At 62.6% G+C, this 20,965-nt stretch carries 21 protein-coding genes; 10 read left to right on the top strand and 11 right to left on the bottom strand.

Going from position 1 to position 20,965, the window contains the following annotated elements:
* Positions 1 to 92: 92 nt before the first annotated feature.
* From accB to ACPJXG_RS03690, 4 genes are all read right to left on the bottom strand, one after another.
* Positions 93 to 557 carry an acetyl-CoA carboxylase biotin carboxyl carrier protein gene (accB, locus tag ACPJXG_RS03675; protein WP_035822119.1) on the bottom strand — a complete coding sequence of 155 codons (465 nt, stop codon included), beginning with the start codon at positions 555 to 557 and terminating at the stop codon, positions 93 to 95.
* Positions 558 to 647: 90 nt separating this feature from the next.
* Positions 648 to 1,085 carry a type II 3-dehydroquinate dehydratase gene (gene aroQ, locus ACPJXG_RS03680; protein ID WP_034746628.1) on the bottom strand — a complete coding sequence of 146 codons (438 nt, stop codon included), beginning with the start codon at positions 1,083 to 1,085 and terminating at the stop codon, positions 648 to 650.
* Positions 1,086 to 1,167: 82 nt separating this feature from the next.
* A complete protein-coding gene (locus ACPJXG_RS03685) occupies positions 1,168 to 1,722 on the bottom strand; it encodes a TlpA family protein disulfide reductase (protein ID WP_425253436.1) in 555 nt (184 codons plus the stop codon).
* A gap of 19 nt (positions 1,723 to 1,741) precedes the next feature.
* Positions 1,742 to 2,392 carry a hypothetical protein gene (locus ACPJXG_RS03690; protein ID WP_425253437.1) on the bottom strand — a complete coding sequence of 217 codons (651 nt, stop codon included), beginning with the start codon at positions 2,390 to 2,392 and terminating at the stop codon, positions 1,742 to 1,744.
* A 114-nt stretch (positions 2,393 to 2,506) separates the two neighbouring features.
* On the opposite strand from ACPJXG_RS03690, the gene mpl reads away from it, so the two are divergent.
* From mpl to ACPJXG_RS03735, 9 genes are all read left to right on the top strand, one after another.
* A complete protein-coding gene (gene mpl / locus ACPJXG_RS03695) occupies positions 2,507 to 3,883 on the top strand; it encodes a UDP-N-acetylmuramate:L-alanyl-gamma-D-glutamyl-meso-diaminopimelate ligase (protein ID WP_425253438.1) in 1,377 nt (458 codons plus the stop codon).
* Entirely contained in the window at positions 3,880 to 4,464 is a 585-nt protein-coding gene (locus ACPJXG_RS03700; protein WP_425253439.1) for a YqiA/YcfP family alpha/beta fold hydrolase, read from the top strand. The genes mpl and ACPJXG_RS03700 overlap by 4 nt, the downstream gene beginning before the upstream one ends.
* Complete coding sequence (locus ACPJXG_RS03705; protein WP_425253440.1) at positions 4,461 to 5,075, top strand: chorismate--pyruvate lyase family protein; 615 nt, start codon at positions 4,461 to 4,463, stop codon at positions 5,073 to 5,075. Before ACPJXG_RS03700 ends, ACPJXG_RS03705 begins: the two co-directional genes overlap by 4 nt.
* Positions 5,076 to 5,077: 2 nt before the next feature.
* Positions 5,078 to 7,165: a ribonuclease catalytic domain-containing protein gene (locus ACPJXG_RS03710; RefSeq protein WP_425253441.1), complete on the top strand. Its 2,088-nt coding sequence runs from the start codon at positions 5,078 to 5,080 to the stop codon at positions 7,163 to 7,165.
* A gap of 138 nt (positions 7,166 to 7,303) precedes the next feature.
* Entirely contained in the window at positions 7,304 to 8,161 is an 858-nt protein-coding gene (locus ACPJXG_RS03715) for an energy transducer TonB family protein (RefSeq protein WP_034746649.1), read from the top strand.
* Positions 8,162 to 8,172: 11 nt separating this feature from the next.
* A complete protein-coding gene (gene aroE / locus ACPJXG_RS03720; protein ID WP_425253442.1) occupies positions 8,173 to 9,000 on the top strand; it encodes a shikimate dehydrogenase in 828 nt (275 codons plus the stop codon).
* On the top strand, positions 8,982 to 9,728 hold the full coding sequence (gene mtgA / locus ACPJXG_RS03725) for a monofunctional biosynthetic peptidoglycan transglycosylase (protein ID WP_425254711.1): 747 nt from the start codon (positions 8,982 to 8,984) through the stop codon (positions 9,726 to 9,728). The genes aroE and mtgA overlap by 19 nt, the downstream gene beginning before the upstream one ends.
* A gap of 222 nt (positions 9,729 to 9,950) precedes the next feature.
* Positions 9,951 to 10,916 (top strand): magnesium/cobalt transporter CorA, encoded by a 966-nt coding sequence (gene corA, locus ACPJXG_RS03730; RefSeq protein WP_034746658.1) that lies wholly within the window; start codon positions 9,951 to 9,953, stop codon positions 10,914 to 10,916.
* A 287-nt stretch (positions 10,917 to 11,203) separates the two neighbouring features.
* Positions 11,204 to 11,932 carry an HAD family hydrolase gene (locus ACPJXG_RS03735; RefSeq protein ID WP_425253443.1) on the top strand — a complete coding sequence of 243 codons (729 nt, stop codon included), beginning with the start codon at positions 11,204 to 11,206 and terminating at the stop codon, positions 11,930 to 11,932.
* Positions 11,933 to 11,943: 11 nt separating this feature from the next.
* On the opposite strand, the gene ACPJXG_RS03740 is transcribed toward ACPJXG_RS03735, so the two are convergent.
* From ACPJXG_RS03740 to ACPJXG_RS03770, 7 genes are all read right to left on the bottom strand, one after another.
* Positions 11,944 to 12,681: an SDR family oxidoreductase gene (locus tag ACPJXG_RS03740; RefSeq protein ID WP_425253444.1), complete on the bottom strand. Its 738-nt coding sequence runs from the start codon at positions 12,679 to 12,681 to the stop codon at positions 11,944 to 11,946.
* 2 nt (positions 12,682 to 12,683) lie between these two features.
* Positions 12,684 to 14,234, bottom strand: coding sequence for an FGGY-family carbohydrate kinase (locus tag ACPJXG_RS03745; protein ID WP_425253445.1), 1,551 nt, complete (start codon positions 14,232 to 14,234; stop codon positions 12,684 to 12,686).
* Positions 14,235 to 14,247: 13 nt separating this feature from the next.
* Positions 14,248 to 15,339: an alcohol dehydrogenase catalytic domain-containing protein gene (locus tag ACPJXG_RS03750; protein WP_176387405.1), complete on the bottom strand. Its 1,092-nt coding sequence runs from the start codon at positions 15,337 to 15,339 to the stop codon at positions 14,248 to 14,250.
* 28 nt (positions 15,340 to 15,367) lie between these two features.
* Complete coding sequence (locus ACPJXG_RS03755) at positions 15,368 to 16,375, bottom strand: ABC transporter permease (protein WP_425253446.1); 1,008 nt, start codon at positions 16,373 to 16,375, stop codon at positions 15,368 to 15,370.
* A complete protein-coding gene (locus ACPJXG_RS03760) occupies positions 16,353 to 17,849 on the bottom strand; it encodes a sugar ABC transporter ATP-binding protein (RefSeq protein WP_425253447.1) in 1,497 nt (498 codons plus the stop codon). Before ACPJXG_RS03760 ends, ACPJXG_RS03755 begins: the two co-directional genes overlap by 23 nt.
* A gap of 73 nt (positions 17,850 to 17,922) precedes the next feature.
* The gene (locus ACPJXG_RS03765) at positions 17,923 to 18,840 is read right to left on the bottom strand and encodes an ABC transporter substrate-binding protein (protein WP_425253448.1); all 918 of its coding nucleotides are present in this window, start codon (positions 18,838 to 18,840) and stop codon (positions 17,923 to 17,925) included.
* Positions 18,841 to 18,925: 85 nt separating this feature from the next.
* Positions 18,926 to 19,804 (bottom strand): AraC family transcriptional regulator, encoded by an 879-nt coding sequence (locus ACPJXG_RS03770; RefSeq protein WP_176387409.1) that lies wholly within the window; start codon positions 19,802 to 19,804, stop codon positions 18,926 to 18,928.
* Between the two features lie 464 nt (positions 19,805 to 20,268).
* Here ACPJXG_RS03770 and ACPJXG_RS03775 point away from each other — a divergent pair, with 464 nt between their 5' ends.
* Complete coding sequence (locus ACPJXG_RS03775) at positions 20,269 to 20,961, top strand: HAD family hydrolase (protein ID WP_425253449.1); 693 nt, start codon at positions 20,269 to 20,271, stop codon at positions 20,959 to 20,961.
* Positions 20,962 to 20,965: the final 4 nt, after the last annotated feature.

The following is a 20,965-nucleotide window of genomic DNA, read 5'->3' on the forward strand; positions in this document are numbered from 1 at the left end:
GCGTATGTCTGTGAGAGCCGGCGAGCCGGCGAAACAACAAGTGTGAGGGGCTAAAACTGCAAACGGCCGTTGCCGGCCGTGTGGACTGGGTTTTAGCCGATCACAAACAAGGGTTGACCGAATTCGACCGGTTGGCCGTTTTCGACCAGGATCTGGGTCACGACACCGGCTTTATCGGAGTCGATTTCATTCAGGAGCTTCATCGCTTCGATGATGCACAGGGTATCACCTTCCTTGACAGTCGAGCCCACTTCAACATAGGCGGCGGTGCCAGGAGCGGAGGAGCGGTAGAAGGTACCGACCATCGGCGACTTGACCACATAGCCCGTTGGTTCGGCGGCGACCACGACGGCGGCTGCCGCAGCGGGGGCGGCGGCTGGCGCGGCTGGCTGGTATTGGGCTTGCATGCCTTGCGGCTGCATCATGACCATCTGGTTTTGCGGCATGGCCGACGATTTGACGATGCGAACCTTGCTTTCGCCTTCGGTAACTTCCAGCTCTGCGATATCCGATTCGGCGACCAGGTCGATCAAGGTCTTGAGTTTTCGTAGATCCATGTAAAACCCCTAGGAATGTAGTTTGTTTTATGAGTGATGCGGTGATGTCCAGAACCTATCGCCGCGCTAAATGCGTGCAGATCGCGTAGATTAACGTTTTTTAAGCGCAAAGTCGATGGCAAACCGATATCCATCGATACCCAGGCCGCAGATCGTCCCCTGCGCGATCGCGCTGAGAAATGAGTGATGTCGAAACGTTTCGCGTTGATAAATATTCGAGATATGGACTTCCACGAACGGGATGGCGACCCCGGCCAGCGCATCGCGCAAGGCAACGCTGGTATGGGTCAGGCCGCCCGGATTGATGACGATGGCATCGATCCCTTCCGCTCGCGCGGCATGGATGCGGTCGATCAGCGCGCCTTCATGGTTGCTTTGAAAGCAGACCAGGTCGGCACCGGCCGCCATGGCTTGCGCCATTGCTGCCTGCTCGATATCGGCCAAGGTGCTGGCGCCGTAGACCTCAGGCTCGCGCGTTCCCAGCAAATTCAGGTTGGGACCGTTGAGCAGAAGGAGGTTTTTTGCCATGTATGGAAGACCGTTTTAGCGAAAGTTCCGCATTTTGCCGCCAAAGATACGCATTGGCAAGAGAAAAAAGCACGCTCCGAATTTACAATTTATCCAGATCGGCGCGCAACTGATCAAATTTCAAGCGGCCCAGATAGGTCTTTTTGACTTCGCCATCGGCGCCGATCAGCACCGTAAAGGGCAAACCGCCCGTGGCATTGCCAAAATGGCGCGACAGGTCGGTACCGCTCATGCCGGACACATACACGGGATAAGCAATCTTGACCTTGCTGGCAAAAGTAGCAATATTGCTGGCCGAATCGATGCCGATACCGATCACCTGCAGGTTTTTCCCCGCATAGTGGCCTTGTACTTCGGATAACTCCGGCATTTCTTCAACACACGGCGGGCACCACGGCGCCCAGAAATTCACCAGCAAGTTCTTGCCTTTCCATTGCGACAAGGCTTGCGTGGCGCCCGCCGCGTCCGGCAGGGACAGCGCATACAGTTCGTTGACGGGGCCCGTCGCGCCTGGTGCGATGGCGGTCGTCTGCGGTCCCGCTTCCTTCGCTTTTTCCTTGCTCAAACCGACGTAAGCGCCCATGCCGGCAAACATCAGCGCCACGATGGCGCAGGCGATCCAATTCTTTTTTGTCATAACTTTATCTATATCAATGTTAGTCGGCAGCCGGCACGCCATCGGCGAGGCTGGCGGCCAGCAGGCTGCGCAGCCCGGCGATGTCGGTGCGCAGCACCTTGCCGTCCGCCTTGGCTTTCAACGCGCCGCGCATATCGTCGAGCTCATACATGGCCGCGTGCACGCCTTCGTTTTTCCACAAGAAACTGGCTGTCTCGACCGCATCATAACGCGCTCCCTTGAAATGCGGGCTTTCCGACATATCGAGCACGATATTTTTATTCAGCAGGAAGATGTGGATTTCCTTGGCGCTCTCGGCAAACAGCTGCAGATAGATCTCGTCGTGGGGGCCGGCCGTGCCATTGAGCACGGGGCCGCTGAGCAGAGGATGAAATTGTTGCAACGCTTCCATCACCTGCAGCGCAATCGTGCGCAGCTGGAACAATCGTGCCGGCTGGCTGTCGGCCAGGAACAGGGCATTGTATTGCCGCACCTGCTCTTCGATCATGTCGTTGTCAGGCAGTGTATTGGGCCGATTCGTGGGCCGGTTCGGCGCGTCGCCGAGGACTTGCCGCGCCGCCTTGCGCTTGGCGCTGCCATAATCGGCGCCATCCTGCGCCACGAGGCGCGCGGCAGCGGCGGCGATTTCCAGGCGCAACTGCGCGCTATCGTCAAATGCATCGTTCGTCATGAGCGAGATGATACTCCGAAGCGGAAAAAGTCATGGCGTCAGGTAAAATCCTGCACTTGCTGTTTTTTATCTCACCGTCTTCTTACTTAAGCGTGCACCTTTCGCACTGATCACATGCATATTCATATTCTCGGCATTTGCGGTACCTTCATGGGCGGCCTGGCTGTCCTGGCCAAGGAAGCCGGCCATAAAGTCACCGGTTGCGATGCCAACGTGTATCCGCCGATGAGCACCCAGCTGGAATCGCAGGGAATCGAACTGATCCAGGGTTTCGATCCGGAACAAACCAAGCTGAACCCGGATTTGTATGTGATTGGCAATGTGGTTTCGCGCGGCAACCCGCTGGTGGAAGAAATCCTCAACCGCAGCTTGCCATACGTGTCCGGCCCGCAGTGGATCGGCGAACACATCTTGCGCAATCGGTGGGTACTGGCCGTGGCCGGCACGCATGGCAAGACGACAACATCAGCCATGCTGGCCTGGATACTCGAAGACGCGGGCTACGCGCCGGGCTTCCTGATCGGCGGCGTGCCGATGAACTTTGGCATTTCCGCCCGCCTCAGCGGCAAGATCGACGGCAAGAGCGCCGATTCGGACTTCTTCGTCATCGAAGCCGATGAATACGATACGGCCTTCTTCGACAAGCGCAGCAAGTTCGTGCATTACCACGCGAAGACGGCCATCATGAATAACCTGGAATATGATCACGCCGACATCTTCCCCGATCTGCACGCGATCGAGACGCAATTCCACCATCTGGTGCGCACGGTGCCCGGCATCGGCCGCCTCGTCTTCAACGGCGACGAAGCGTCGCTGCAGCGCGTGCTGGCGCGCGGTTGCTGGAGCGAAAAAGAAAGTTTTGGTCAAGATGCTAATTGGCAACTGCAAGAGCAGGCCGATGGCAGCTTCGACGTGTATTTCAATGGCCAGCAGGAAGGCCATGTGGCGTGGGCGCTCACGGGCAAGCACAACCGCAGCAATGCGCTGGCGGCCATCGCCGCCGCGCGCCACGTAGGCGTGCCGATTGCCCAGGCGTGCGCTTCCCTGGCCAGCTTCGAGAGCGTCAAGCGCCGCATGGAAGTGCGTGGCGTCGTCAACGGCATGACCGTGTACGACGATTTCGCGCATCACCCGACGGCCATTGCCACCACCGTGGGCGGCCTGCGCCAGAAGATAGGCAACACCGGCCGCATCCTGGCCGTGCTGGAACCGCGTTCAAACACCATGAAGCTGGGCGCCATGAAAGATGCGCTGCCGGGCAGCCTCAAGGATGCGGACCTCGTTTTCGGTTTCGGCAGCCATGCCGCGCTGGGCTGGAGCCTGGGCGACGCGCTGGCGCCGCTGGGCAAGATTGCCAGCGCCTATGAAGACATCGACACCCTGGTGGCGGCCGTGGCGGCCAGTGCCCGTCCCGGCGATCAGATCGTGGTGATGAGCAACGGCGGCTTTGGCGGCGTGCACCAGAAGTTGCTGGAGGCCCTGGGCCGATGATTCTGTACCTGCATGGATTCCGCTCGTCGCCCCTGTCGATGAAGTCGCGCCTGCTGGCCGCGCAGATGCAGGCGCTGGGCCGCGAGGCACAGTGGCTGTGCCCGCAATTGCCGGCTTCGCCCAAGCTGGCCATAGCACTGGCCTTGTCGCTGGTCAAGGACGTGGCGCCGGCTGAGCTGACGATAATCGGCTCGTCCCTGGGCGGCTATTACGCCACCTGGCTGGCCGAGCAGCTCGGTTGCCGCGCCGTCTTGCTCAACCCCGCCATCGTGCCCTTGATCGACCTGGAACAGCATGTGGGCGTGACGACGGAGTTCCATTCGGACAAGCCATTCGAGTTCAAGCGCGAGTACATCGATGAGCTGCGCACATTTTCCGTAGAGAAAATTACGCAGCCGCAACGCTATTTCCTGATTGCCGCCACGGGCGATGAAGTGCTCGACTACCGCGACATGGTGGCGCATTATCAGGGGGCGCGGCAGTTGGTCATCGATGGCAGCGACCATGGCATCAGCGAATTTGCCGATTATCTGGCGCCCGTGCTGGCCTTTTGCGGCATCGATGCGGACGCCGCCAAGTGAGGCCGGGTTCGCTGCGGCAGGCGCAATGGCATGCGCACGTGAATGCCGTCAATGCGCCGCCGGCCTTGCGTCACTGGCTCACGGGCGGCGGTTCGCTGACGGCCAAGCTGAAAGCGCATAGCAGCGCGTTTCGCGTGCAATGTTTGCATCAGGAAACAGCACGTTGCTTGAGCGACGAGGCTGCCATCATTGGTTTGCACCGCGCGGGCCGGGTGTGGGAACGCGAGGTGCTGTTGCGTTGTGATGACAAGCCGGCCGTGTTTGGCCATACCGTCGTGCCCATGCAGGCGACGGCCACGGACTGGCCCTTGTTTTCCGCGCTGGGCGAACGTTCGCTGGGCACGACCCTGTTTGGCGACCGCATGGTACGCCGCGGGGAACTGGAATTTGCCCGCTTGCGTGCCGGGCACCCGCTGGTGCAGCGGGCGCAGGCGGCGCTGGCAGGGGATGGGCGGCGCGCCGACGAGCAGGCGCTGTTTTTTGCCCGCCGCTGCCTGTATCAGCGTCACCAGGGATTGCTGCTGGTAACCGAAGTATTTTTGCCGGCGGTGCTGGAGTTGACGTCCGTCACTCGCACCGTTGCAACCGACACATTAATAAACAAAGCATAACAATGAATCTATTTTTTGAAGAATCCGGCGATTTCAAGGTCGGCACGGTCCTGTCGCAAGCGGGTGAAGCCTACCAGGTCGAAATGGCCAGCGGCAAGCGCACCAAGGTCAAGGTCAAGGATGTGCTGCTGCAGTATGAAAAGCCGGCCCCGGCCGAGTTGCTCGAGCAAGCCAAGGCGGTTGCCGCCGAGATCGATCTCGATTTCCTGTGGGAAGTGGCGGGCGAAGACGAGTTCGGCTTTGCCGAGCTGGGCGCCGAGTACTTCGGCCATGCACCGTTGCCGCCGGAAGCGGCCGGCCTGATCCTGGCCCTGCATTCGGCGCCCGTATATTTTTACAAGAAGGGCCGTGGCCGCTACAAGGCGGCGCCGGAAGCCTCGCTGAAGGCGGCTCTGGCCGGAATTGAAAAGAAAAAGCAGCAGGCGCTGGTGCAGGCAGGCTATGTGGAAGAGCTGAAGCAGAACCGCTTGCCCGCCTCGATGCAGCCCATGGTGCTGCAACTGCTGTTCAAGCCGGACAAGAACACGATTGAATACAAGGCGCTGGAAGCGGCGTGCACGGAATTGCACACGACGCCGCCGCGGCTGTTGCTGGCCGTCGGTGGTATTGCTTCGCCAAAAGACTTGCACCTGTCGAAATTCCTTTTCGAAAATTTCCCGAAAGGCGCCGGTTTCCCGAACGTGCCCGTGCCGTCCGTGACGGCCAAGCTGCCGCTGGCCGACGTGGCCGCCTTCTCGATCGACGACGTGACGACGACCGAGATCGACGATGCCTTCTCCGTGCAGCCCTTGCCCGATGGCACCGTGAAAGTGGGCATCCACATCGCCGCGCCGGGCCTGGGCATCCGCCCGGAAGACGTGATCGACAAGATGGCGCGCCAGCGCATGTCGACCGTCTACATGCCAGGCGACAAGATCACCATGCTGCCGGATGAAATCGTCAACGCGTTTACGCTGGCGGAAGGCACGACGTGCCCGGCCCTGTCGCTGTACGCGACCTTGGACCCGAAAGCCGACTGGGCCGTGGTCAGCACGCAGACGCGCGCCGAGCTGGTGCCGATTGCCAGCAATTTGCGGCATAACCAGCTCGACGACCTGGTCAACGAGGAAACCCTGGCCAGCGGTGAGGGCGAGTATCCGCACAAGGCCGATTTTGCCGTGCTGTGGCAATGGGCGCAGCAGCTGGAGCAGGGCCGCATGAAGAAACGCGAAGCGTTTGGCTTGAAGCCGGAACAGAACAACCGTGTCGATTTCAACTTCTATGTGGAAAACGACATCGTCACCGTGGCGCGCCGCAAGCGTGGCGCGCCGCTCGACAAGATCGTCGCCGAACTGATGATTTTTGCCAACAGCACGTGGGGCAAGATGCTGCACGACCATGGCGTGCCAGGCATCTACCGCAGCCAGGGCGGCGGCAGCGGCAATAGCTGGGCGGCAAAGATGCAGGTGCGCATGGTTACCCATGCGGCGCCGCACCAGGGCCTGGGCGTGGATCAATACGCGTGGAGCACTTCGCCTTTGCGCCGCTACACGGACCTGGTCAACCAGTGGCAAATCATCGCCTGCGCCGAACACGGCGTGACGGCGCCGCTGGTGGCCCCGTTCAAGCCGCGCGACGCGAATCTGTTCGCCATCGTCTCGGCCTTCGACGCCGCGTATGCCGCGTATGGCGATTTCCAGTCGAACATGGAACGCTATTGGTGCTTGCGCTGGCTGCACCAGGAAAACGCGCGCCAGGTCGACGCCGTCGTGTTGAAAGACGAGATCTTGCGCCTGGTCGACATTCCGCTGGTCATCAAGCTGCCGGGCATGCCATCGGTGGCGCGCGGCGCCCAGGTGAAACTGGACTTGCTGCGCTGGGATGAAGTCGACCTGAGCATCGAAGCGCGCCTGCTGGAAATTGCCGCCGTGCCCGATGCGGCGGCCGACGCCGAGCTGGACTATGAGGAAGAGTCTGGCGACGAAGGCGCCGATGAAGGCGACGTGGCAGCGGAAGCCGCGCCGGAAGCGGCCAACCAGGTCGGCGACGCCGAGGCGGAAGTGGCGGAACTGGCCAGCGAAGACGTGGTCAGCGAGCCCGAGGTCAAGTAAGGCATTCCTCACGCCATCAAGGCGGTGCTGAAAACTGTTGCCGGCACCGCCCTTTGACGTAGAATTCAGCCATCTTGTATGGTGTGCTTGTTGCGAACTGGGTTGCGCGTGAAGTCTTTCCGAGAGAATCGTTTCCTGATGATAGCCGTGGCGGTATCGCTGCTGGCGCACGGCGCCTTGCTGGCGATGCATTTTGTCGCCCCGGCGCCGCAGCGGGCCGTCGCCACCGATCCTGGCCTGGAAGTGATCCTGGTCAACGCCAAGCATGCGAACAAGCCGTTGAAGGCCGATGCCCTGGCGCAAGCCAACCTCGATGGTGGCGGACAGGCCGACAAGGGCCGCGCCAAGTCGCCCTTGCCCGACATGCGCAAGGTGGAAGAGGGCGACAGCGTCAAGGCCAGCGCCCGGCGTATTGCCGAGCTGGAGCAGAAGCAGCAGGAACTGCTGACGCAGGCGGCCAGGCCGACGCCTTACAGCGCCGCGCCCGTCACGGAAAAGGACAAGCCCAATCCCCTGGCCACCGGCTCGGACTTGATGGAAAGCAGCAAGGCCATCGCGCGCATGGCGGCCGAGATCAGCCAGACCGTGGAAGACCAGAACAAGCGACCGCGCAAGACGTTCATTACGCCCAGCACGCAGGAGGTCGGCTATGCCATGTATTACAAGACCCTGCAAAAGCGCATCGAGGAAATCGGCACCCTGAATTTCCCGCAAAAGAATGGCCGCAAGATGTATGGCGAACTGGTCGTCTATATTCCCATCTTCCAGGACGGCACGATTTACCAGAAAGAGGGCGGCGCCCGCGTGGAAAAAAGCTCGGGCAACCCGGCACTCGATGCGGCGGCCCTGGCCATCGTGCGCCGCGCGGCGCCGTTTGGCCGTTTCCCACCGAACATGTTGTCGAGTGACAAGGATGACCTGTGGGTCGTCATCACCCGCTTCAAATTTACGCGCGAAGAAAAAATGGAAGCTAACCTGACTGGCGGCAGCAATTGAACAAGCAAGCAATGAATCACGATCAATATTGTGTCTTCGGCAATCCCATCGCCCACAGCAAGTCCCCATTGATCCACGCCGCGTTTGCCCTGCAGACAGGGCAAGCGTTGGTCTATGAGCGCCGGCTGGCGCCGCTCGACGGCTTTGCCCTGGCGGCCCGCACGTTCGCCGCCGAGGGTGGCAAGGGCGCGAACGTGACGGTGCCCTTCAAACTGGACGCGTGCGCGCTGGCCAGCGAGCTGACGCCGCGGGCTAGGGCCGCCGGCGCCGTCAATACCCTGCGTTTCGATGGCGACACCATTCTTGGCGACAATACCGATGGCGCGGGCCTGGTGGCCGACATCGTGCGCAACGCCGGCGTGAAGGTCGCCGGCAAGCGCGTCCTGCTGCTGGGCGCGGGCGGCGCCGCGCGCGGCGTCGTGCTGCCCTTGCTGGAACAGGGACCGCAGGAAATCTTCATTGCCAACCGCACCGTGGCCACTGGCGAGGCGCTGGTGGCGCAGTTTGCCGACGCGCTGGCCCACCCCGGCCAGCTGCGCGCCGGCGGTTTCGCGCAGCCCGATGGCGTCTTCGATATCGTCATCAACGCCACCTCGGCCAGCCTGGCGGGTGACTTGCCGCCCGTGCCGCCCGGTATCTTCGGCAGCCACACCTTGGCGCTGGACATGATGTATGGTGCCCAGCCCACCGTCTTCATGGACTTTGCCGCACAGCATGGCGCGCAGGTGCGCGACGGCCTGGGCATGCTGGTGGAGCAGGCGGCCGAAGCATTTTACGTGTGGCGCGGCGTGCGGCCGCAGACGCAGGACTTGCTGGCGCAATTGCGCAGTGCCCTGTGAGCGCCGGCAAGAAGGGCCAGCGCAAGGGGGGCAGCGGCAGCCGCTACGGCTGGATCAAGTGGCTGTTCATCGTCCCCATATTGGCGTTTATCGTCGTGCAACTGTACTTCTTCCTGCAAATCTGGTGGTGGGTCGACCATAACCCGTCCAGCACGGCCTTCATGCGGGAACAGTTGTCCGTCTTGCAGGACAAGAATCCCAATGCCACCATCAAGCAGACGTGGGTGCCGTACAACCGCATCTCGAACAATCTGAAACGGGCCATCATCGCCTCGGAAGACGCAAATTTCTCCGAGCACGAAGGCGTGGACTGGGACGCCTTGCAAAAGGCGTATGAAAAAAACAGCAAGAAGCAGAAGGTCGTGGCGGGCGGCTCCACCATCACGCAGCAGTTGGCGAAGAATCTGTTCCTGTCCGGTTCGCGCAGCTATGTGCGCAAGGGTCAGGAACTGATCATCACGTACATGCTGGAAAACCTGATGGAAAAGCAGCGCATTTTCGAGATTTATCTGAATGTGGTGGAGTTTGGCACGGGCACCTTTGGCGCCGAAGCGGCCGCGCGCCACTATTACAAGGTCAGCGCGGCGGGCCTGAGCGCGGGACAGGCGGCGAAACTGGCCGTGATGCTGCCGAATCCCCGTTTTTATGACCGTCACCGCGATACGGGCTACCTGAACCGGCGCACGGGCGTGATCCTGCGCCGCATGGGGGCGGCGGAATTGCCTTGAGTGCAGCGGGCTTTCTTTGCATAAAATTAAAGCTGTTTGATTGGCACTATTGCGACGCAGCATCTTAATCGGCCCCGCTTGGTGCAACGCCGCACTTTTTCCGTGAAAAAGCGGTGCCGGGGGTGGTCGTGAAAAGGCCTTTGCGGGTACACTTGCGCTGTTTTCATTTTTGGCGCCAGCGCCAGCACATCACGATAACCCCACATCCGGCTGAGAGCGCGCATGATCAATGTCTTTGTATTACAGAATGGCCGGCTCAACCAGGTGCCGATCGACAGCCGCGCAGACCTCGAAAATGCCGAACCGGTGTGGGTCGACCTGACCGATCCCACCGATGATGAACGGGCCTGGGTCAAGGCCATCTACAACGTCACCCTGCCGGGCGAAGACGAAGTCAAGGATATTGAAGCGTCGGCCCGCTATTACGAAGCGGAAAACGGCGACTTGCACCTGCGCACGGACTTCCTGCGTGAAGAGGACGATGGCCCGTCGCGCGTCATCACGGTGGCCTTCATTCTTGCCCGCAAGATTTTGTTTTCCATGCATACGGACGACTTGCCCGTGTTCCGCCTGGTGCGCATGCGCGCCCGTTCGCGGCCAGGCTCGATTGCCGACTACATGGACGTGCTGCTGGACCTGTACGCCACCGATGCCGAATATTCGGCCGACGTGCTCGAAGGCATCTACCAGAACCTGGAAGAAGTCAGCACGCGCGTGCTGCAAAAGGAATTTACCGACGCGCACGCGGCCGAAGCGCTGAATGCCATTGCCCATGAGGAAGATTTGAATGGCCGTATCCGCCGCAACATGATGGATACGCGCCGCGCCGTGAGCTTTCTGATGCGCGGCCGCTTGCTCAATTCCGAGCAGTTCGAGGAAGCGCGGCAGATTTTGCGCGACATCGAATCGCTGGACGGCCACACCTCTTTCCTGTTCGACAAGATCAACTTCCTGATGGATGCCACCGTCGGTTTCATCAACATCAACCAGAACAAGATCATCAAGATATTCTCGGTGGCCAGCGTGGCCTTCCTGCCGCCGACCCTGATCGCCAGTGTGTACGGCATGAACTTCAAGCTGATGCCGGAACTGGAATGGTCGTTCGGCTATCCATGGGCCTGGGGCTTGATGATCACCAGCGCCATCGCGCCCTTCCTGTACTTCCGCCACCGCGGCTGGCTGAAATAAGCCGCATCGCCGGGGCGCTTCCGCGTCCCGGTGTCAAGATGAACGCAGCGAATTCAAAAATCGGCGATAATCACTGGTATTGTGTGGTATTGAATTGGTATTGCGTGATTGCTCATTGCTCATTGCTCATTGCCGATTGATGCCTGCCGCCTGCTGCGCAGAAAAGTATCGTCATCGAGACGTTTTCTGCGTGGTGGCGTCCGCCTGTTCCACCTATGATCGTTACGATGCCGGCCTTGGCCGGCTGGCCGCCGCATTTCCCGTCACCGTTGTCTTCTGGAGAGTCCATGCCTGATACCGCCATCACCCCACCGCGCTTTACCCATCTGATCAGCGACTGCGATGGCGTGCTGATCGACAGTGAAGCCGTGGCCCTGCAAGCGCTGCTGGAATTGCTGGGGCCGCGCCTGCAAAACCTGCCCGAGGGTGTCACCCTGCAAGGCTTGATCGAGCCGCGCCTGGGCCAGCGCCTGGTGCCGCTGATGCAGGATATCTACAAGGAACTGGGCCTGCCGCAATTGCCGGCCGATGACATCATGGCCATCGGCAACGCCGTCGACGCGGCCTGCGATGCGCAGCTGCGCGCCGTGCCCGGCGTGGCGCAGGCGCTGGCCGCCATTCCCCTGCCCAAGGCCGTCGCCTCGAACAGCGTCAGCGCGCGCGTGCTGTCGGCGCTTGAGCGTACTGGCATGGCGCCGCTGTTCGACAAGCGCGTATTTACGCCCGACCTGGTGGGCCATGCCAAGCCCCATCCGGGCCTGTACCTGGCGGCAGCGGCCGCCTTTGGCGTGCCGCCAGGCCAGTGCCTGGTGCTGGAAGACAGCGTCACGGGTGTGACGGCCGCCGTGGCGGCGGGCATGACGGTATTGGGCTTCATCGGCGGCGGGCATATTGCGCCCGGCCAGGAAGCGCGCCTGAAGGCGGCCGGCGCGCATGTCGTGTTCAGCGACATGGCCAGTTTGCCGGCGCTGGTGGCGGCCCTGCTGCAGCCGGCCGCCGAGCCGCAAGTCGCTTAATTGCAAGTGATTTAGCGGCAGGTATAGCCGCCATCGATCGGCAGGCTGACGCCGCTGATCATGGCGGCGGCGTCGCTGAGCAGGAACAAAATGGGGCTGGCTACCTCTTCCGGGGTGGCAAAACGGCGCAGCGGGATGGCGGCCAGCATGGGGCCGCTTTTTACCGGATCGCTCCAGTCCCGTTCCGCCATCGGCGTCAGGGTCACGGTGGGGTTGACGCTGTTGACGCGGATGCCGTGCGGCCCCAGTTCCAGGCACAGGCTGCGGGTGATCGCATCCATGGCCGCCTTCGAGGCGCAATACGCCAAGTGATGCTCAAGCGCTACCAGCGCCGCCTGGCTCGAGACATTCACGATGCTGCCCGGCCGTCCTTCGCGCAGCATGCCCTGCGCCACATGGCGCGCCATCATGGCCGCGCCGCGCGCATTGACCACCATCACGCGGTCAAAGCTGGCCGCATCGACTTCCAGGCTCGGGCCCAGCTGCGAGATGCCGGAGCAATTGACGAGGCCATCGATGTTGCGCAGCGGCGCCAGCGCAGCCGCCATGGCGTCGCTGTCGCTGATGTCGAGCTGCAGCGGCTCGCAACCGGTTTCGTCGGCCAGCGCGGCCAGCCGTTCGGCGTTTTGTCCGATGGCAATGACGCGCGCGCCGGCCGCGCTCAGCATGCGCGCCGTGACGAGGCCGATGCCGCTGGAAGCGCCCGTGACGATGAATTTTTTGTGGCGGAAATCGAATAGCATGGTCATCCTCAGTTTGGGTTGGCGTGGTTGATACGGTGCATCAGGGGCCGCAAGGCGGGATAGGCATCGCGGTACAGGGAAAAGGTGCGGCGGTACACCTCGCTGGCGTCCGCTTGTGGCTTGCTGCGCGGCACCAGGGTGACCCAGCCCCGCTGGGCCGCGTCCTTGCTGACCAGGCCGGCACCGAGCGCCGCCAGCAAGGCCGCGCCCAGCGCCGCCTCGACGTTTTCCGCGATGGTGTAGACGGGATAGCCCGTGATGTCGGCAATGATCTGCATCCACAGGGGCGAGTGCGCGGCGCCGCCGACGACGATCAGCTTGTCGTCGAGCGCCACCGTGCCGGTACCCCTGGCGCCCGCCTCGATATTGTGTTGCAGGGCAAAGCTCACGCCTTCGAGCACGGCGCGGTACAGATGGGCGCGGCTGTGGTACAGGCTCAGGCCCAGGAAGGCGCCGCTGGCCCTGGCGTCCCAGATGGGGCTGCGCTCTCCCATCAGATAGGGCAGGAACAGCACGCCATCGGCGCCGGGCGGCACGGCCTGCGCCTGCTCTTCCATCAGCTGGTGCGCATCGGCATGGCCCAGCCGTCTGGCCGCCTCCACGTCGGCCTGGCAAAACTCGTCGCGGAACCAGCTGACGGAGGCGCCGGCCGTGATGGCGCCGCCAAACACATACAGGTCGGACTGGCTGTTGAACACGTGCGGCATGCTGATCAGGCCGTGGCGCGCATCGACCTGCTGGTGGATATAACCCCAGCACATGCTCGTGCCGATCATCGCCACATGCTGGCCCGCGCGGCTGGCGCCGGCGGCGAAGGTGGCCACGGCCGCGTCGACCCCGCCGGCGATGACGGGCGTGCCTGCCAGCAAGCCCAGCTGTTGGGCCGCCAGCGGCAGCAGGGAGCCTACCACCTCGGACGAGTCGACCAGGCGCTGCGGCATCATGCGCGCGGGAATGCCGAGTTCCTCCAGCATGGGGGCCGACCAGCCGCGCGCGGCCAGATCGTACACGCCGCCGATATTGCCGGCCGAACTATGGTCGACGGCCACTTCCCCCGTCAGCAGATAGTTGATGTAGCTGTTCGGCGGCAGAAAGTAGTGCGTGCGGTCCCACACCTCGGCGCGGTGGCGCTTGAGCCACAGCATCTTGGTATAGCCGTAATAGCTGTCGACGCCGTTGCCTGTCGTCGCGTACAGCCGCTCCAGGTCGACGTGCTGCTTGACCCATTCCACCTCGTCGGTGGCGCGCCGGTCCATCCAGATCAGGCACGGGTGCAGCGGCTGCATGGCGGCATCGACGGGAATGCCGGAGCCGCCATACAGGCTGCTCACGCAGATGGCTCTGACGTTCTGCGCCGGCACGCCGCTGGCGTGCAGTACCTGCCGCACGCAGCTCACGACGGCGTCGTACCATACGGCCGGCCACTGTTCAGCCCACAGGGGACGCGGCGTGTCGACCTGGTAGCCCTGTGCATGCTGGGCCACGATGGCGCCGCCGCTGGTGACGAGCAGGGCCTTGGTGCTTTGCGTGCCGATATCGACACCGATGACGTAATCCATGCCGGTTTCCCCATTAATGTTGCGCTGGCTTCAGCAATACCTTGATGGAATCGAGCGAGTTGGCCAGCGCGAACGCCTGCTCCCAGTCTTCCAGCGGAAAGTCGTGCGTGACGATGCCTTTCGACGTGACCAGTCCGCGTTCGAGCAGGTCGATGGCGACCGGGTAGCAATACGGTCCCAGGTGGGCGCCGCGCACGTCGAGTTCCTTGCGGTCGCCGATGATGGACCAGTCGGCGCTGGTTTCCTTGCCGAAGACGCTGAATTCGACGAAGCGGCCCAGCTTGCGAATCACATTCAAGCCCTGCGTCACGCCGGCCGGCACGCCCGTCGTCTCGATATACACATCGCAGCCGTAGCCGTCCGTCAAGCCGTGGATGATGGCCAGCGCATCGTCGGTGGCGGGATTGATGGTGACGTGGGCGCCATACTCGCGCGCCAGCGCCAGGCGCTCCGGCACCATGTCGATCACCACCAGTTTTTTCGGCGTCTTCAGGGCGGCGATCTGCGTCATCATCAGGCCCAGCGGCCCGGCGCCGGCGATTACCACCACGTCGTCGAGCTGCACTTCGGCGCGGTTGACCGTGTGGATGGCGCACGCCATCGGCTCGATGATGGCCGCGTCTTCCAGCGAAATGCTCTCGGGAATTTTATGCACGAGGGCGGTGGGCGGGATGCGCATGTATTCAGCCATGCCGCCATCGGCCACTTCGCGCTGGAAGCCGAAGATATTGTGCACTTCGCACATCCAATATTTGCCCGATTTGCAAAAGCGGCACTTGCCGCAAGGCACGATCTGCTCGGCAATGATGCGGTCGCCCACCTTCACGCCAAAGTGTTCCTCGCCGTGCTCTCCCGCCTCGACCACGTAGCCGAAGAATTCGTGGCCGGGGATCACCGGCGGCTTGACCCACGACGGCTGGCCGTCGCCGCCCCAGAACATGGCGGCGCCCGAGTGGCATTTGCAGTCGCTGGCGCAGATGCCGCAGGCGGCGATGCGGATCAGCAACTCGTTCAGGCGTGGCTTCGGGCGGCTGATCTTTTGCAGGCGGTAATCTTTCGGACCGTGGCAAACGACGGCTTGCATCTCGACTTCGGTGTACTTCATGGCAGGCTCCAGGTGATAAAGGTGGTGGTCAGGCGCGCTTGCTGCTGTTGCGGCTGATGTAAATGGCGAGCAGGATAATCACGCCCTTGATGATGTTTTGCAGGTAGGGCGAGACGCCCATCATGTTCAGGCCATTGTTGAGTACGCCGAGCATGACGGCGCCGATCAGGGTGCCGACGATGGAGCCGCGTCCGCCCGTGATGGCCGTGCCGCCCATGACGACGGCGGCAATCGCGTCCAGTTCGAAGCCGATGCCGGCGTTCGGCTGGCCGCTCATCAGGCGCGAGGTCAGCACCAGGCCCGCGATGGCGGCCGTGCCGCCGCTGATGGCATACACCAGCAGCTTGTAGCGCGCCACGCGCACGCCGCTCAGGCGCGTCGCTTCCTCGTTGCCGCCGATGGCGTAGATATAGCGGCCCAGCGGCGTATGGTCGAGCAGCACATAGGCGACGAGGAAGACCAGCAGCATGGCCAGGATCGGCGTCTGCACCCCCAGCACCGTGCCGCGGCCAAAGAATTCGAACCAGTCCGGCAAGTCGTTGATCGGGTAGCCGCCCGTGTACAGCAGGGCCAGTCCGCGCGCGATGCCCATGGTGGCCAGGGTGACGATAATCGGCGGCATCCTGGCGTAGGCGACAAAGAAGCCATTGCCCACGCCAAAGGCGATGCCCACGGCCAGGCCGGCCGCGATGGCCAGCCCGGGCGGCAGGCCGGCCACCATCAGTCCCGCCGTCAAGGTGCCCGTCAGCGCCATCACGGAGCCGACGGACAGGTCGATGCCGCCGCTGAGGATGGCGCACGTCATGCCGACGGCGATGATGGCGTTGATCGACACTTGCCGCGCGATATTGACCAGGTTATCGCTGGAAAAGAAATGGTCGGTGGTGGCCGCCATCGCGGCCGACACCAGCAGCAGGCCCAGCAGCGGCAGGAAGGCGGGCGACTGCTTCAGCATGGCCCACAGGCGCCTGGCTGGCAGGGGAGGGACGGCGCGGCGCGGCGCCGCGAGGGATTCAGTGTTGACCGGCTGTTGCATGGCGCATTACCTCGCTGGAGTGAATGGACGTGCCTTCCAGCATGGCCACGATGGCGCCCTGCTTGAACACGGCGACCCGGTCGCACATGCCGGTGATTTCCGGCAGCTCCGATGAAATCAGAATGATGGAATAGCCATCGCTGGTGAGGGCGCGCATCAGGCGGTAGATTTCCGCCTTGGCGCCCACGTCGATGCCGCGCGTGGGCTCGTCGAAGATGAGGATCTTGCAGTGATGGTTGAGCCAGCGGGCGATCACCACTTTCTGCTGGTTGCCGCCGCTCAGGGTGCCCACCCGCGTGCCCGGGCCGGGTGCCTTGACGCCCACCTTGGCCATCATGGCCCGCGTGGCGGCCAGCTCGGCGGGGCGGCGTATCAGTCCCGCACCCGTGTATTTCCCCAGGTTATTGATGGACATGTTTTCCGTGATGCTGAAATCGAGGATCAGCCCTTCGGTCTTGCGGCTTTCCGGCAACAGGCCTATGCCGTGCCGCAAGGCATCGGCCGGATCGCGCAGGCTGGCGCGCTTGCCGTGGATGCGGATATCCTTGTGCCAGGCCGGGTGGGCGCCCATCACGGCCAGCGCCAGTTCCGTGCGGCCGGAACCGACCAGGCCGGCAAAGCCGAGGATTTCGCCCTGCTGCAATTGGAAGCTGTTGGCGGGGCCATCCTTGCTCAGGCGCACGTCGCGGGCGTCGAGCACGATGGCGGGCGAGGCGGGGCGCGCCGGCTTGGCGGGGAAGTTCGCTTCCAGCTTGCGCCCGACCATCATTTCCACCAGCTGGCCGATATCGGTGGCGGCCACGTCCGTCATGCCCACGTACTGGCCATCGCGCAGGACAGTGATGCGGTCGCATACGTCGAAGATCTCTTCCATGTGATGCGAAATGAAGATCATCGCCACGCCTTGCTGGCGCAGTTCGCGCATGATGGCGAACAGATGTCCGGCTTCGCTGGGTGTCAGCGTGGCCGTCGGTTCGTCGAGGATCAGGATGCGGGCATTGAGCGAAAGGGCCTTGCCGATTTCCACGAACTGCTGCTGGGCAATGCTGAGCTGGCTGACTTCGGCCGACAGGTCGATGGCGATGTTCAGGCGCGCGAAGATGGCCGCAGCTTCTTGCCGCATGGCTTTTTTCGACAGCAGGCCCAGGGCATTCGTCCGCTCGCGTCCCAGGAAGATGTTTTCCACCGCATTCAGGTAGGGCACCAGGGAAAACTCCTGGAAGATGATGGCGATGCCGGCGGCGATGGCGTCGTTGTAGCTGTGAAAATCGCAGGGCTGGCCATCGACCACGATGTTGCCCGCGTCGGGCCGGTAGATGCCGCTGAGAATTTTCATCAGGGTTGACTTGCCGGCGCCATTTTCACCGAGCAAGGCGTGGATTTCGCCCTGGCGAATGTCCAGGTTAATGTCGTTCAAGGCTTTCACGCCGGGGAAACCCTTGGTGATGTTTTGTAGCTGCAAGATCGTCTGCATGATGGGATCCGGAGTAACGGTGAAGCTCCCGCAGCCAGGCCGCGGGAGTGGGCAGGCACGGTGGCCGCTGCCCTTACCAGCTGAAGGACTTGGCGCCTGCCTTGTCCACCAGCTTGACGTCGACCGGCACTTGGGCCGGCACGTTGGCGCCCCATTTTTTTGCCATGGCGATGGCCAGCGCCAGGCGCACCTGGTCGCGCGGGTACTGGGCGGCCGTGGCGATGAACCTGGAATTGGGCTTGAGCATCGCCTTGATGGCTTCCGGCGCGCCGTCCACGCTGGTCAGTTTCACGTCCTTGCCGCTCGCTTCGATGGCCGACAGCGCGCCCATGGCGCCGCCATCGTTGACGCTGAAGATGCCTTTCAGCTTGGGCTGCGCCTGCAGGATGTTTTCCGTGACCGTCAAGGCCTGGTCGCGTTCCTGCTTGCCGTTCTGGGTGCTGACGATCTTGATGCCAGGAAAGGCTGCCAGCGCATCCTTGCAGCCGCGCACCCGCTCCAGGATGGGCACGACGGGGATGCCGTCGAGGATCGCCACGTCGCCCTTGCCGTCCAGGCTCTTGGCCAGGTAGGTGCAGGCCAGCTGGCCCGCATTGAAATTTTTCGAGCCGACGAAGGAATCGACGGGGCCGTTGGCATTCGCATCGACGGCGACGACGATCACGCCGGCCGCCTTGGCCGCCTTGACGGCCGACTGGATGCCGACCGAATCGGTGGGGTTGAGCAGCAGGATGTCGATCTTTTTCTGGATCATGTCTTCCACGTCGCTCGTCTGCTTGGCCACGTCGTGGCGCGCATCGGTGATCACCACCGTGGCGCCGATGCTGGCGGCCGCCTCTTCCAGCGCCTTTTTCATGGTGATGAAATACGGATTGTTGAGTTCCTGGAAGGACATGCCGATCTTCAGCGGCGCGGCGCTGGCGCTCACGGACAGGCTGGCGGCGCACAGGACGGTCGTGGACAGGGCCAGCAATTTTCTTTTCAACATCATCGTCTCCTGATTTTTAGTATGGATTTTGGGTGTCGTGGCAGCCTTGCCTTGCCTGCTGCCGGGGCATGAAGCGTGAAACAGGAAGTCAGGTGCCTGGGGCCGCCGTTTTCAAACCGTCGTAGCGGCGGAATTTCGACGGTGAAATGCCCTTGTGCGCGAGGAACTGGCGGTTGAAATTGGACAGATTGTTAAAGCCCACCTGGTAGCAGATGTCCGTGATGCTCAAGGCGCTGTTGCTGAGCATTTCGCAGGACAGCTTGATGCGTAGCAAGTTCACGTATTGCACAAAGGAAATTCCTGTGTGCTTGCTGAACGAGCGCGAGAAGGAGCTGACGTTTTGTCCGATCAGTTCGGCCAGTTCCGATTCGCGCAAGTCGGTCGACAGGTTCTTGCCGATGTAGGCCAGCGCCAGGTTGATCTTCGAGGCCATATAGCTGTGCGGATCGGGCAGGTAGCTGGGGCTGGACAGCTTGCGGCGCTCGCTGTCGTGCAGCAGCAGGTCCAGCAGCGACAGGAACAGCATGACCCGGCGGCAGCCGCGCGCTTCCAGCAAGGCCTGCATCAGGGGCCGGGCGGCGGCGCCGGCCTCCGGCGTAAACAGCAGGCCGCTGCGCGATTCGTCCAGCAGGGTCACGACCGGCTGCAATTCCGGGAAGGCGGCGATGGCCTTGGCCATGAATTCGGCCGTGAATTGCAGGATCAGACAACGCTGCGGCACGGGCTGGTTATCGGGCAGCTCGCTGACCCAGTTATGCGGCAGGTTGGGGCCGGACATGACCAGGTTGCCCGGCTCGAAATCGCCGATATAGTCGCCGACGAAGTACTTGCCGCTGGTGTCGGTGATCAGCTGGATTTCATATTCGGGATGAAAGTGCCAGCGCACGGTGCGGTAAGGGTAGCCGTGCGACCAGGCTGTAAACGATTCATCGGCGGGCACGCGGACGACTTCGAGATCGGGTTTCATGATGTGCTCCCTCGCGCCGCTTAGCCGGTGACGGCGGGAAAAAGAGAACAAGCGTGGTGGCGGCAAAGCGTAAACGGGGCGAGGCGGATGCGTGGCATGACGTGTCTCCTGCTGGGTTACCGTGCGCTTCGACCCTGTTGCCGGCCGGGCGTGTTTTTGATTTATGGTTCCATTCTATGCAGGCGAACCCGGCGGAGCCACTCATTCCATGTGGGTATACCGATACTTTTTTTGTATTTTCCTTGTATCAGAGGAGACGTAGTCAAATTTTGTGCATCGCGTCAAATGTTGCTGAGCAATACGCCGGCGGAAAAAGATGGCAATTGCCCAAAATAGTATCGATAAAACAGGGTCTTTGACGTAGCGCCGGCCCCCGCGCCGCTTGTATGCTGGACAGGCTGGCCGCGACCGGGCCGGCGTCCCTTCAAGAATACCCATGCCGGAGAGCACCATGCGAGTACCGTATGTCTGATGTCTATTTGACGCACCTGATCAGCGATTGTGATGGCGTCCTGGTCGACAGCGAAAGCGTGACCTTGTTTTCTCTGCTCAAGCAGCTGCGCCCGTACGTGCCCGCCGATACGCCGCTGGTCGCCCTGATCCAGCCGCGGCAAGGACAGAACTTCGAGACGCTGCTGACCGGCGTGTTCCTCGAACTGGGTCTCGCGCCGCCGGCGCCGGAGGTCTGCGCAGCGATCCGCCAGGGCGTCGAAACCGATTGCGACCGGCTGCAGCGGGCCGTGCCCGGCGTGCTGCGGGCGCTGGCGGCCATCAATATGCCGAAAGCGGTGGCGTCGAATAATACTGGCGCGCGCGTGCGGTCGGCACTGGAGCGGACCGGCATGGCACCGTTATTTGGCGGACGGGTGTTTACGCCGGACCTGGTGGGCCATGCCAAGCCGCATCCGGGCGTCTACCTGGCGGCAGCCGCCTCGTTTGGCGTGCCGCCGGGCCAGTGCCTGGTGCTGGAAGACAGCGTCACGGGCGTGATGGCCGCCGTGGCGGCGGGCATGACGGTATTGGGATTCATCGGCGGCGGACATGTCGCCGCCGGCCAGGAAGCGCGCCTGAAGGCGGCCGGCGCGCTTCTTGTGTTCAATGACATGGCCAGGCTGCCGGCGCTGGTGGCCGCGGTGATGGACACCGCGGCCGTGTAAAACG

This window comes from Janthinobacterium sp. NFX145 (assembly GCF_049810325.1).
Lineage (GTDB): Bacteria > Pseudomonadota > Gammaproteobacteria > Burkholderiales > Burkholderiaceae_D > Janthinobacterium > Janthinobacterium rivuli.

Coding starts and splice junctions, on each gene's coding strand:
- ACPJXG_RS03775 (WP_425253449.1), top strand. CDS start 20,269: ATGTCTGATGTCTATTTGACGCACCTGATCAGCGATTGTGATGGCGTC.
- ACPJXG_RS03710 (WP_425253441.1), top strand. CDS start 5,078: ATGAATCTATTTTTTGAAGAATCCGGCGATTTCAAGGTCGGCACGGTC.
- accB (WP_035822119.1), bottom strand. CDS start 557: ATGGATCTACGAAAACTCAAGACCTTGATCGACCTGGTCGCCGAATCG.
- ACPJXG_RS03745 (WP_425253445.1), bottom strand. CDS start 14,234: ATGGATTACGTCATCGGTGTCGATATCGGCACGCAAAGCACCAAGGCC.
- ACPJXG_RS03715 (WP_034746649.1), top strand. CDS start 7,304: ATGATAGCCGTGGCGGTATCGCTGCTGGCGCACGGCGCCTTGCTGGCG.
- corA (WP_034746658.1), top strand. CDS start 9,951: ATGATCAATGTCTTTGTATTACAGAATGGCCGGCTCAACCAGGTGCCG.
- ACPJXG_RS03750 (WP_176387405.1), bottom strand. CDS start 15,339: ATGAAGTACACCGAAGTCGAGATGCAAGCCGTCGTTTGCCACGGTCCG.
- ACPJXG_RS03765 (WP_425253448.1), bottom strand. CDS start 18,840: ATGATGTTGAAAAGAAAATTGCTGGCCCTGTCCACGACCGTCCTGTGC.
- mpl (WP_425253438.1), top strand. CDS start 2,507: ATGCATATTCATATTCTCGGCATTTGCGGTACCTTCATGGGCGGCCTG.
- ACPJXG_RS03770 (WP_176387409.1), bottom strand. CDS start 19,804: ATGAAACCCGATCTCGAAGTCGTCCGCGTGCCCGCCGATGAATCGTTT.
- aroQ (WP_034746628.1), bottom strand. CDS start 1,085: ATGGCAAAAAACCTCCTTCTGCTCAACGGTCCCAACCTGAATTTGCTG.
- ACPJXG_RS03740 (WP_425253444.1), bottom strand. CDS start 12,681: ATGACCATGCTATTCGATTTCCGCCACAAAAAATTCATCGTCACGGGC.
- aroE (WP_425253442.1), top strand. CDS start 8,173: ATGAATCACGATCAATATTGTGTCTTCGGCAATCCCATCGCCCACAGC.
- ACPJXG_RS03755 (WP_425253446.1), bottom strand. CDS start 16,375: ATGCAACAGCCGGTCAACACTGAATCCCTCGCGGCGCCGCGCCGCGCC.
- ACPJXG_RS03735 (WP_425253443.1), top strand. CDS start 11,204: ATGCCTGATACCGCCATCACCCCACCGCGCTTTACCCATCTGATCAGC.
- ACPJXG_RS03690 (WP_425253437.1), bottom strand. CDS start 2,392: ATGACGAACGATGCATTTGACGATAGCGCGCAGTTGCGCCTGGAAATC.
- ACPJXG_RS03760 (WP_425253447.1), bottom strand. CDS start 17,849: ATGCAGACGATCTTGCAGCTACAAAACATCACCAAGGGTTTCCCCGGC.
- ACPJXG_RS03700 (WP_425253439.1), top strand. CDS start 3,880: ATGATTCTGTACCTGCATGGATTCCGCTCGTCGCCCCTGTCGATGAAG.
- ACPJXG_RS03685 (WP_425253436.1), bottom strand. CDS start 1,722: ATGACAAAAAAGAATTGGATCGCCTGCGCCATCGTGGCGCTGATGTTT.